Origin of the sequence: Proteiniborus sp. MB09-C3, from assembly GCF_030263895.1 — a bacterium.
Taxonomy (GTDB): domain Bacteria; phylum Bacillota; class Clostridia; order Tissierellales; family Proteiniboraceae; genus Proteiniborus.
On sequence record NZ_CP127161.1, the window covers coordinates 140,956 to 152,828 of the forward strand.

The 11,873-nt window shown below is 34.3% G+C and carries 11 protein-coding genes; all 11 read right to left on the minus strand.

Annotated elements, in window-relative coordinates:
* Positions 1–160: 160 nt before the first annotated feature.
* The 11 genes from ypeB to QO263_RS00715 all read right to left on the minus strand — a co-directional run bounded on the left by ypeB (position 161) and on the right by QO263_RS00715 (position 11,679).
* Positions 161–1,525, minus strand: coding sequence for a germination protein YpeB (ypeB, locus tag QO263_RS00665; RefSeq protein ID WP_285625226.1), 1,365 nt, complete (start codon positions 1,523–1,525; stop codon positions 161–163).
* A gap of 13 nt (positions 1,526–1,538) precedes the next feature.
* The gene (gene sleB, locus QO263_RS00670; RefSeq protein WP_285625228.1) at positions 1,539–2,252 is read right to left on the minus strand and encodes a spore cortex-lytic enzyme; all 714 of its coding nucleotides are present in this window, start codon (positions 2,250–2,252) and stop codon (positions 1,539–1,541) included.
* Positions 2,253–2,409: 157 nt separating this feature from the next.
* A complete protein-coding gene (gene spoIIR / locus QO263_RS00675; protein ID WP_285625230.1) occupies positions 2,410–3,087 on the minus strand; it encodes a stage II sporulation protein R in 678 nt (225 codons plus the stop codon).
* A gap of 173 nt (positions 3,088–3,260) precedes the next feature.
* On the minus strand, positions 3,261–4,436 hold the full coding sequence (locus QO263_RS00680) for a Ger(x)C family spore germination protein (RefSeq protein ID WP_285625232.1): 1,176 nt from the start codon (positions 4,434–4,436) through the stop codon (positions 3,261–3,263).
* Positions 4,420–5,535: a GerAB/ArcD/ProY family transporter gene (locus tag QO263_RS00685; protein WP_285625234.1), complete on the minus strand. Its 1,116-nt coding sequence runs from the start codon at positions 5,533–5,535 to the stop codon at positions 4,420–4,422. The genes QO263_RS00680 and QO263_RS00685 overlap by 17 nt, the downstream gene beginning before the upstream one ends.
* A complete protein-coding gene (locus tag QO263_RS00690) occupies positions 5,519–7,108 on the minus strand; it encodes a spore germination protein (protein WP_285625237.1) in 1,590 nt (529 codons plus the stop codon). Before QO263_RS00690 ends, QO263_RS00685 begins: the two co-directional genes overlap by 17 nt.
* Positions 7,109–7,118: 10 nt before the next feature.
* On the minus strand, positions 7,119–7,334 hold the full coding sequence (locus QO263_RS00695; RefSeq protein WP_285625239.1) for a CLC_0170 family protein: 216 nt from the start codon (positions 7,332–7,334) through the stop codon (positions 7,119–7,121).
* 165 nt (positions 7,335–7,499) lie between these two features.
* Positions 7,500–8,252: a nucleotidyltransferase family protein gene (locus QO263_RS00700; protein WP_285625242.1), complete on the minus strand. Its 753-nt coding sequence runs from the start codon at positions 8,250–8,252 to the stop codon at positions 7,500–7,502.
* Between the two features lie 22 nt (positions 8,253–8,274).
* Positions 8,275–8,967, minus strand: coding sequence for a GntR family transcriptional regulator (locus tag QO263_RS00705; RefSeq protein WP_285625245.1), 693 nt, complete (start codon positions 8,965–8,967; stop codon positions 8,275–8,277).
* Positions 8,968–8,979: 12 nt separating this feature from the next.
* Positions 8,980–9,831 carry a 4-(cytidine 5'-diphospho)-2-C-methyl-D-erythritol kinase gene (ispE, locus tag QO263_RS00710; RefSeq protein ID WP_285625248.1) on the minus strand — a complete coding sequence of 284 codons (852 nt, stop codon included), beginning with the start codon at positions 9,829–9,831 and terminating at the stop codon, positions 8,980–8,982.
* A 282-nt stretch (positions 9,832–10,113) separates the two neighbouring features.
* Positions 10,114–11,679, minus strand: a complete 1,566-nt coding sequence (locus tag QO263_RS00715; protein ID WP_285625251.1) for a DUF3794 and LysM peptidoglycan-binding domain-containing protein — start codon at positions 11,677–11,679, stop codon at positions 10,114–10,116.
* Positions 11,680–11,873 lie beyond the last annotated feature (194 nt).

Sequence of the window (11,873 nt, forward strand, 5' to 3'; positions counted from 1 at the left end):
CCCCCTTGCTTGCTGCAAAAATATATTATATATATTATATGATAAAAAGTCATAAAAGACCATTTAAAATGCATGGAAATATAAAACAATGGTTAAACAATTGGCTACAAATAGAAAAGGAGTAAGCTGGACAATAGCGTTCCGCTTACTCCTTTAATCTTTAGAATGTCAATGTTCCATTTTCGTCCTTTATTATCTGTAATATTTGCTCTTCTCTTCCATCTAATGCATTGATATATACTATATAATCATTTTCTTTATATTTTCCTTTAAATTCGTAGCATAATACTTCCTTTGATCCTTTTGGAATCATTGCAAGCCTTACGCTGTCTATATTGAAATCTAGTCTAACCTTGCCCCTAGCTTCTTCCTGTGTTATTTGTGGAGCTGGTATTTCTCTACTATGATGGGCATGTAAGTATGTTGCTGCATCAAAGCCTACTATTTCTCCACTATCTAAGGCTACTCTGACTTTTATCAAATCAGGATATATGGTTACATCGTTTTCTGTATATGCGAAATTAAACAATCCAGTGCCATCATTTTTCAATGAATAGTTTGGTTCCATGTTTTTATAGCCTTTTTCCTCTAAAAATTTTAGCGCCCTATCCTGTGCTTGCTTCATAGATAGACTAATGCTGCTTACATTTCTTGGATTAGTCATCCAAACTACATGGCCACCTTGCTTGCTTATACTAATATATGCTCCAGCTGCTTCTTTTTTGTTTCCTGTAGATAGGCTAAAGGTATAGGAAGGTATAGTTGCTGCATTGTTTGAATGCTCACCTTCTTCAAATAATTCTAGATTTCCTTTCTGCTGATCCCCAAGAAAATCTTCTGCTATTTTTCTTGCCTCATCAGCACTTACATTTTTCTCTCCTAATCCTTTAGGCTTCATATTCATAATTTGATCAGAAAATGGTCCATCATATATTAATTCTGGGTATTCTGTCATTGTTTCTTCAAATTTAGTCAATCTTGTATTTAGCATATCCTTATCTGCTTCCTTCAAGCCTTCTCTTTGCTTCTGCTGTATTTTACCTAGAGTCATTTGGCCTGTCATTATTTTATCCTGTACTGTGGATAGCTCCCTTGTTAAGTAAGCTGAGTAATCTTGAAGCTTGAACATTGCCTCTCTTTGCTTACTATCTGGTTTATTTCCATCTAAATGCTGTCTTATCATTGAGTAGCTATAGTCAGCTACTTGTGTTAGATACTTTTTAGTTTTACTTATGTCACTATGGCTTACTGGTAATTGTGCAAGCTTATCTTGAGCTAAAGATGCCTGCTGCATTATCTGAGATAGCAGAAGTACATTTTGATCCATTGAATCAGACAGAAGTGCTTTTGATAGTCCTACTTGAACATTGGCTACATGGGCTTTTGTATCATGAAATAGCCTTTGATAATCATTATTTAAAGCTATTTGGTAATCATTTTTAAGCTGATATTGGTAAGCTCCCCAAACTCCCACTGCTAAAAGTGCTATTGCTAATATAGCAGAAGTTATTCCTTTTCTATTCATTCATATCACCTCCCTAGTTTCCGAACCAGTGTTTACCTATTTTTATAACCACCTGTCTAGACCATATCCATGTACTAGTAGCTGTTGCAGGATTCCAGTAATACCTACATCCATAGGTTGGATCCCACCCATTTATTGCATCTCTTGCAGCTCGTATTGATTCTTCATCTGGCTCTAGATTTATCTGCCCATCGTCTACTGCCGTAAAGGCTAAGGGTTGATATATTACCCCTGCTATTGTACTAGGAAATGAAGGGTGTCTTGTTCTATTGAGTATGACTGCTCCTACAGCAACTTTTCCTATATAAGGCTCACCCCTTGCTTCTGCATGTATTGCCTTTGCTAATAAATACACGTCTCCTTCCCTGCTAAGTCCTGTACCAGTTTCGGCAGCTGGGCCAGCAAGGGAAATCCCTATTGCTGATGCTGTAGCTGGTCCTACTACCCCATCTTCATTTAAGCCATTAGCTCTTTGAAACCTTCTTACGGCCCTATATGTATCAGCTCCATATATGCCATCAACATCACCTACAAGATATCCCCATTGAGAAAGTCTGGATTGAACTTGCCTTACGTCTTCTCCTTCTGACCCCCAATATAGAATTCTTTCCTGTAACATTGCTTGCTCCTTTGCCTGCACTGAATGTATATTTTCGTTTATGTAAAAGGTGCCTGCAGTAAATGTTACTATTATTAAGATGCTTAAGATTAAAACTATCTTCTTCAAGTTTTTCCTCCCCTCCTATGTTGTGTATAATAAATTCGGATTGGTCTTATTTTCTGTAAAAATATCTATATTTATACAAACATTTTAAAACTGCTTGGAAATACAAAAAACCAGAGGGTCATTTCTTAACGTCCCTCTGGTTTTTATGCAGCTTCGACTAATGTCTGCCAGCTACAAAAATCTTTGCAAGTTGAATTCTTCCTTTTTCAAATAGCTCTAGTACCTTTGATTTTAAAATTATTGGCATTTCCTCTTTGTCTTTTGCACTTATTATCATATTGAATTCTTCTTCTGTTAAAACCTTTCTTAACTCGTCCTTTGTTTTGTTATCTGTTAATCCATTTGTTATATCTATGAAGCATAATGGCGGAAACATTACACACCACCAGTTTTGTCCCTTGCCCTCTCCTATGACTACTCTCAGGGCCTCATATTCTCCTGCGGGTAATGTAAATCCTCCGTAGGATTTTGTTGGGAAATTTTGATTATCCAATGAAACTGATACCTGATATTCCTTTCCGTCCAATTTTATTTCTTCTAGGGCTGTTTTCTTTATTTCTTCAATATTGCTTTTCACTATTTCTCTAGTTTCATCGATTGAATTTGAATCCTTTAGCTTATCATTCATATTATCTATTATTTTGTCTCTGACTTTTAGCTTTAATTCTTGATCCTCTGGCGAATCACTATTTGCTAGTACATGTAGTCTTATGAGCTTATTCTTATATGCCTCGCTACTAATGCTTGAACTAAATATGTAATTTAAAAATACTGCTGATATTACAATTACAATACTAGTAAGTAATATCCACTTTCTATTTTTCATTAATCTCATTTTCTCCTCTCCCCCGCCTATAATTTTTAATTCTAAATACGAGATCCTTCGCTTATACTGCCCATCTCGGGATGACAAAAGAAAGTTGTCATTCTGAGAATCTCGTTTTTCGTTCTTAATTCTTTTCCCTTTATAACTAAGTATTAGCAATTATTGATTATTTTAAACATAATTTACTTAGTCATTCCAATTCTTCTTAATCTTGCATCTACATTTATTTCGAATTCTATGTCTGGAAATATATCTTCCCAATCATCCTTTATATCATCCCATAATTTAGGATTATATTTGCTAATATTCCTTCCTAAGCCTAAAGCATCTACCTTAAACTCTTTTTGCAATTTATTAAATGTAGCTCGTATTTGCTTGCTCAGTGTGTCTTCCAGTTCATTTTCTATATTCATTATTGTCTTCTGATCTGTTATCTTTTCCTTAGCTCCCAGCTTGTACTGCTGAATATAACCTTCTGTAGTTATATTTACTGTATATTTTATTTTGTCTCCATCCATAGTTACATGATTCTTTGTATGTGAATTTGTGATTACATATGGTACTATAGCGTTCTCATGTACTATATTAATCACAGCAGTGCTTACTCTATTCATTAGGAACATGGCTGAAATATTTTCTGCATCTTCCAGCCATCCTACAAGCTTGAAATCCTTTACTATTCCAGATCCACCTACCTTTACCTCTCCCTTTCCAGGTATAGCTCTAGGAAAAAGTGCATTGCCGCTAAAATAAAGCTCCGTCAATATTTCCTCCAAAACCATATCGTTATATCTTGACGACCCTTGTTTTTTACCAATTATTTGATTTATAAGATAGCCTGTCTCAGGCTCAAATGGGTCTTCTATGTTGATTACTTCCTTTGCAGTACCTTTTACTACGAGAACATTAAGTTTTCTGCTGAGCTGATCATGCCTACCTAGATTGTCTAATATTTCCTTCATATACTCCCTATTTTTAGCTATTTCTTCTCCTAAAAGAACTACCTTTGTATGCCTAAATGTAAAATTTCTAGTGGTTCTAGTAGCCAATTCCTTAGTCGTCTCATAAGGATTGCTGCTTATACTTGCCATAACAATTCTAGGCTTATCACTTGTAGCATTTTTCCCTATTGCCCTTAAATCTGGTGCTACATAAGTAACCACAAATCTATTTTCCTTCGATATTTCATTTCCCTCTACTTCTCTTTCAACCTCGTCAGCTGCATTCTCTTCTGGATTATAGGTATCTATTCCTATTGTCGATATAAAAAAGTACTGATCTAACTCTATTAAATCCCAGCAACCAGTGAGTAAAATTGCCATGCATAATACAATAATTAGCTTACATGGTGTTTTCATTTCTCTTTGCTTCCCCTTTCTTTTTAAGTACTGCAATGATAAATAGCAGTGTGGGATAAATTATTGAAGCAAAAGTAGCAAAAATATAAGTAGATATTTGTCCATAATCATAGACTAATACCACATTTCTAGGAACAAGTGACATAAAGTAGATTATTGGCACAAGAGGTAAAGCAAAGTATTTATATTCTTCTGCCTTGCACATTTTTCCTATTAATATTGAGGCTGAAAATATAGCTGACATTAGGGTAGTAAAAGCTACTATTACCCAAATTGCCATGACTATACCATCTATGTTTTCTATAAAGGCACTAGGAAATTGTATGGCTTTTGTCAGAGACAATAGGGGCCAAAGCTGTTTTTCTAGTCCTTTCTCACCAAATCTTGCAAGGGTCAAAAAGAAGGATAATGAATATAATACCGTTATTACTCCAATTGCTCCAAGATTATATTTCATTGCTGACTTAGGATTTTTCGAATAATGCATATATATTAGTAAAAACTCCATTCCTCCAAAGGAAAAGAAAGTAAAAGGTATTGATTTAAGTATCTCCACAGGACTAGTTTTAAAAACAGGCAAAAGATTGCTGAAATCTAAATCTGGTATTAGCACAAAGCTGAAAACTAAAAGTGAAACTACTATAAAAGGTATTACTACAACTGAAAACCTTCCCATTGCTTCTACACCACTTCTGACTGTATAGACTGCTGTTAAAAGGACTGTCACTATGATTACTTCTATAGGAGTAGAAAATAGCAGGAACATCTTTATTACTTCACCAAATATTCTTGCGACAATGGAACCCTGCTCTACCATATGTATGACCATAATTGCTAAGGTTATATATGTAAGTGGCTTTCCTATAAGCAGACTACTTATTTCCATTATATTTTTTCCTTCATACATAATCATTAGCTTTGTCATCATAGCTACTGGTATAGCTACTATTACTCCAGTTATCACCAATGAAATCCACCCGGAAGTTCCAAGCCTTTCTGCTAAGGTACCTGGCAAAGACAGCACTCCTACTCCAATTATTGTATGAAGCATAAGCACAGCAGCTTGAAAATTAGATATCCTTTTATTTTCTCCTATCATTTTTATCATCTCCATTATCCTTATGCTCTTTGTATATGAGCCTATCTTCGTCTATTAAATTAGACAATTTTTGCCTTTCTCTCATTTTAATTAAGGGTACTTTTATAAATGTGTCCTTTAAGTCCGATATTGTTCTTCCCAATGTTGCAAAAGGAGCCATATAAGGTATTTCAAAGCTAGTTAATTTTACTAAATGAGTGATTATCATAATCAATGCCAACATTATCCCATATAAACCAAGAACTGATGCAAATGCCATTACTATAAATCTCAATATTCTAAAGGATGAAGCGAATCCAAAATTCGGTATCATAAAGGAGGCTATTGCTGTAACCGCTACTACTATGACCATAAGAGGGCTGACTATTCCTGCTTCTACAGCTGCTTGACCTATGACAAGACCTCCTACAATACTTATAGTAGTACCTATAGGACCTGACATACGTGAGCCTGCTTCCCTTAAGAGTTCTATGGTTATCTCCATCATAAATGCCTCTATAAAGGCTGGAAATGGCACATTTATTCTGCTTGCTCCTATATAGAGTGCAAGCCTTGTAGGCAATAGACCAGGATGGTAAGAAACTACGGCTATATACAATGCAGGACCTAATAATGACACAAATACTGCAAAATATCTAACTAATCTTGACAATGATATTATTGGCCATCTCTGATAATAATCTTCTGCTGCTTGTAAAAATGTCATTACTGTAGCAGGAGCTAATAGACAAAATGGTGTATTATCTACAACAATGGCTATACGGCCCTGATAGAGTGCAGCAGCAACTGCATCAGGTTTTTCTGTGCTTTCTAGCTGCGGGAATGGAGAATAATGGCTATCCTCAATGAGTTGTTCTACATATGAGCTTTCTAATACGGCATCTATTTTAATACTTTCTATTCTCTTTATTATTTCTTTCACTAGATTAGGATTCGCTATGTCTTCTATATATAATACTGCTATATCTGTCTTTGATCTTTCTCCTGCCTGCATATTTTTTACTTTAAATTTAGTATCCCTTATTCTTTTTCTTATGAGTCCTGTGTTAAATTTTAGAGTCTCTACAAAGCCGTCCCTGGGGCCCCTAACTACGGTCTCCGACTCGGCCTCATTTATCCCTCTAGTAGGATATCCTCTTGAACCTATAATGATTATTTTTTCGTATCCATTTATTATTACAGCAGTATCTCCTACTAGGATGCTATCTATTGCTTCTGTGAGATTATCTATTTCCTTTAGCTCTGTAGTTGCTATGGCTCCATCCATTGATAATCTAAATAGACCATCCCTAACATCTTCAGGAGCCTTACCTCTTCCTTCTAGCATTAGGGGCCTTAATACATGCTGATTTACAAAATCCTTGTCTGCTATTCCATCAATCTGTATTACAGCAAATTCGTGTATTTGCTCCGCGCCTACCTTAAAGTTTCTAAAAAGCACATCATCACAATCCTTGAAAACTTCCTTGAGCTTTTTCATATTTTCTTCTAAATTTTTTGATGAGGGCATCTTTTTTTTCACGGTATTTTTCTCCTCTTGCTGTTTTTTAAAGAATCTATCTAAAAAACCCATATATGCCTCCTTAAATGATTCTACCTATTAGGTAGAGTACTGGCCCTGCTATTATGTATACTATACCTATTGCCTTTGCTAGCTTTGCATCTCTTTTCTTTCCTGAACTCTGTAATTCTCTTCTATCCATTAATAAAATAAATATGCCAACTGCAATAACGAAAAATGGCAGAAAGCTTTTTAGTAATGGCTTGATGCTATAAACAAGAACATATCTAAAAGTCATTTTTCAATCAGCTCCCTAAGTAAATGAATTACTTAGTATAATATTTGCCAGCAAAGTACATTTTATGCAAAAAAGCACAGAGTGCATTTTCTAAATGTACTCTGTGCTTTTTACTCAAGCTATGGATATTATATTGAACGTGGAGAATATCTATCTGTCTTATAATCAAATTTCAGTTTTATATTTTTGTAAATATTTTTCTGCCATATGAATATGTTCTGGTTTGTCTACGTCATTTCCTATTTCTGCATAGTCTGATATTATGGCCTTTCCTCTTATATTGAGAAGCCTGGATACTCTGTTTTCTACCTCTTCTATGGCAAGTCTTCCTGCTGCCAGCTTTATTAAGAATGGCAAGCCTAATACTCTGCTCATTTTTGCAGGACTTTTTCTATAGCTTATCATTTGTTCTGCTATGTCTATGCAGCTATTAAGTATAGCTGGATTTAGCATAAATAAATTTCCGCCTGTAAATTGACCTTCCTTTAGAGTCGCATAGGTTCTTTCAGACTCTGGATATGCAAGCTGACATGTAGTCCTGTTTATTATGGGATAACATATATCTGCTTTGACTTCTAAAGACCTTTTTATAAAGTCTTCCACTGCTTCTCCTGTTAAAAGCGGTATATCGCAGGTAGATATGAGAAGCATAGAGTCTTCCTGAAAGTGCTTTACTCCAGCTACTATGTTGTCCAACATGCTACCAGTATGGTCTATTATAGCATCTACTTTTGCCTCCAAACTGGCAAGCTGGTTTTTATCACCTACTATGACTACCTTATGTATGCTATTAGATGCCTTCAGTGCATCTATAACATACATAACCATGGGCTTGCCTTGTAGTTCAATAAGAGCTTTGCTGTTCTTTGATTCTAGCTGATCCCTTTCGTTTCCTGCAAGAATTATACAATTTATCATATACTTCATTCCTCATATTTTCTCATATATTATCTATTTTGAAATTATCTTTTACACGAGATACTATAAACTTTTCAATATTTTCTATATGCTTCTGTGCATATTCATTTGCTTTTTCAGAATTTCTGCTTTCTATTGCATCTAAAACATTTTGATGTTCTTTTACAAGATATGTGGTCATATTGTATTCAGTAAAATAAGTTACTCGAAATCTTTGTACCTGTTCTCTTAAGCTTTCTATAATGGATGTTAGCTTTTTATTTTTTGCAGCCTGTAGTATGACCTCGTGAAATTCTGTATCCTTGTTTATCATTCCTTGAACATCACTTTTCTCTATACATTCCTTAAATTGAGTGGATTTTTCCCTTAATAGCTGTATCTCTTCTTCACTGGCTCTAATGGCTGCAAGGGATGCAGCTAACCCTTCTAGAGAAGATCTGACTTCTAATACATCTACCACGTCTTTTAATGAAACATCTGCTACATATGCTCCTTTTCTAGGCTCCATTATCAATAATCCCTCAAGCTCAAGCTTTCTTATAGCTTCTCTCACTGGAGTTCTACTGACGCCAAGCTTCTCTGCCAATTGTATTTCCATGACTCTTTCTCCAGGCTTCAGTCTTCCGTCTAATATAGCTTCTCTTATAGATTCAAAGACTATTTCCCTAAGTGGCTTATAGTCATGTAGGTCTAGTTTATCTAAGTCAATATCCATCTGTAATCCTCCTTAAACAGTCTTTGTTGATAAAACTGTTTTTATACTGTGTTTTAAATTTTTTTCACATTTAGTCATATCTACTGGATCTTTAAATATACCAAAAATAGTTGGTCCACTACCACTCATAAGGCTTCCTAAAGCCCCATGCATTATCATCTGATCTTTTATTTTACTTAGAACAGGATTTTCTTTGATTGTTACTGTTTCTAGGACATTTTTCATTTCTTTAGCTACAAGCTCTGTATCTCCATATTCTATGTGTTTCAGCATGGCCTGAGTCTGAGGCCTATCTGCTATTTTATCTAGATTAAGATTATTGTATACATAGGCAGTTGAAATATTTATTCCTGGATTTGCTATTAATATAAGTCTGTCAGAAAAGCTATTAAGCTTAGTAAGCTTTTCACCTACGCCTTTGGCCAGTGCTGTTCCACCCATGATACAATAGGGTACGTCTGCACCAATCTTTAGCCCTATATCCATTAGCTGCTCCTCGTTAAGATTTAATTTCCATAAAGTATTAAGTCCCTTTAAAACTGCTGCAGCATCTGTACTTCCACCTGCAAGACCTCCCGCTATTGGTATATTCTTCTCTATATATATATGAATTCCTTTATTTATATTAAATCTTTTTGCTATTATAGCATAAGCTTTATATACCAGATTAGAAGTGTCTAAGGGTATCTCTCTTGAATTTGATTCTAAAGTGAATCCCAGGTCTCTCTCTTCTATAGTAATGATATCCTTTAAGGACAATTGCTGCATTATCATCTCAAGCTCGTGATAGCCGTCTTCTCTCCTTTTAAGGACGTCTAATGATAAATTTATTTTTGCATGAGCATCTATTTTTATTTTTTTCATGGTGTTCTCCTGTTCTATTCCTCTTGCATTACCATGATTTAAATGAGATATTAAGCGAACATTTGCAGAACGCAACTACAATTTTTAGCGAAATAAGCTTTAGTATTGTTTGCATTCGAAACCATAAGCCTATATTTCATTCAAATCCTTCTTTATATTATAGTATAATATATTCTTTATACAAAATACATAAAAAAATAGCCTTGAGATTTCCTCTAGGCTATTTTTGATTAAGCCACTGCATAAGTGACTAGCACAGAATCAAAGATTCTGGCTATCTACTTATAGCTCAAAGTTCACATTCTTTTCAATTATTATCTTTTCTCCGGGCATTATATTTTCAGGAGAAACTATATCGTTGGTTTTTATGATTTCTTCTACTGTTGTATTATATCTCTTAGCTATATCCCATATTGTATCATCTTTTTGCACAATGTATATTGTAATACTAGGTCTAGAAACTCTATCTATGGTTTCCTCTGTTTCTATTGCTTCTGTAACAATGTTTATCTTCTTTATTCTATTTACAGCTACACAGTTGTTTACAGTTGCTTCTAGTTCCACTTCATGACTGTTTATTTTCTTGTAGCTTATATCTTCTAAAATGTTTTCAACTTCTAAATCCAACTCATCCTCTACTTGCTCTATATCTACATAAGTTTTAAATGGTATCTCATGCCTAGCATCCTTTATCTCATCATTTTCTTCTATTTGATATAGCATATCTACTTCTAATAATCCTTCTATAATCACTTTGCCTTCCATTATCTTATAATCAGTAATTAATGATCTGCCATTTATGCTATAGATGCTTTTGATAATTTCTTTGCCAACTTCTAGAACTCCTTTAATCATTTCCTTTGAAGTGCGCTGTCCTATGCTTTCTGACACTACTACCTCTTGTTTTTTGATGTCAAATATCTTGCTAGTAGAGTAAGTGTCAACTGCCACTTCTTTTTCTACCTGCCTATATACCTTTGCGTTAATCTTTACTGTAGATTCAATATCTAATATTCTTAGAACTCCATTTATGTCTTCTTTTATTTCAAAATTCGTATCATATGAGCTAAGCTTTAATCCACAGTCCATGTCTTTTTCAGCACCAGGCAGCTCTACAAAATGTGTAAATGGTATTTCATGATTAATATAATTTACTTTATTCTCCTCATCATCGCCAAAATACATAATTGAGCATGCTACTACACCTGCTACTATAACTTTATCATCTACAACCTTTGTCTCTTTTTCATGTACCTTCGTATCAATCCTAAGAACATCTATAATATCTGGCATCTCTTGTTCTAATTCGAATGCTTCTTTTACTAATGTAGATGAGGTGTTTACACCCATTACATCATTGTATTTTATGTTTTCTTTCAAAACCTGTATTCCATCCGATCCTTTTATATCTTTAATTATATCTATGGTATTATCATAAGTTGCTTTTCCTGTTATGGAGATTACACTTCTTACTGATATAGACGTGTCTCCATCTTGATCATAGTCTATGTGTTCAACATTAGCCTTTATATCCGTTACTGTACCTTCAGCTACTCCTTCTATCTCTATTTCTTCTTTAAAGTCCGTTCTTGCATTTAAATTATGTACCGACTGCAGCTCATCATCTGTACTATATAGGACATTAAAGTTTACGATCCCATTAACTGTGATTTTCCCTTTTGCAGTTTTTGTGCCTGTTACCTCTACATCCCCATCTATTTTTAGTACCTTTTTAATTCTCGGCTTGGTATCTGGCACTTTTATTTCTCCCTCAACTAGTGCTTGTATCTCATCTTTCCCTATTACTTGGTCTATCTTAAGTAAATCCTTGATTAGTTCAACTGCCATGCAATTCCTCCTCCCTTTATCTGAGACTTTAAGTTATCTTAAAATATCACACTAATATATTCCTATGCAAAATAATATGTTATAATGTCCCAAAAAATTACTAATTAAATTAATAAAAAGTTTTATTTATCTAATTCTATGTCTACAGGAAGAGGATTAGAATTTTAAATTAGAAAAGCATGAACAAAATTTGA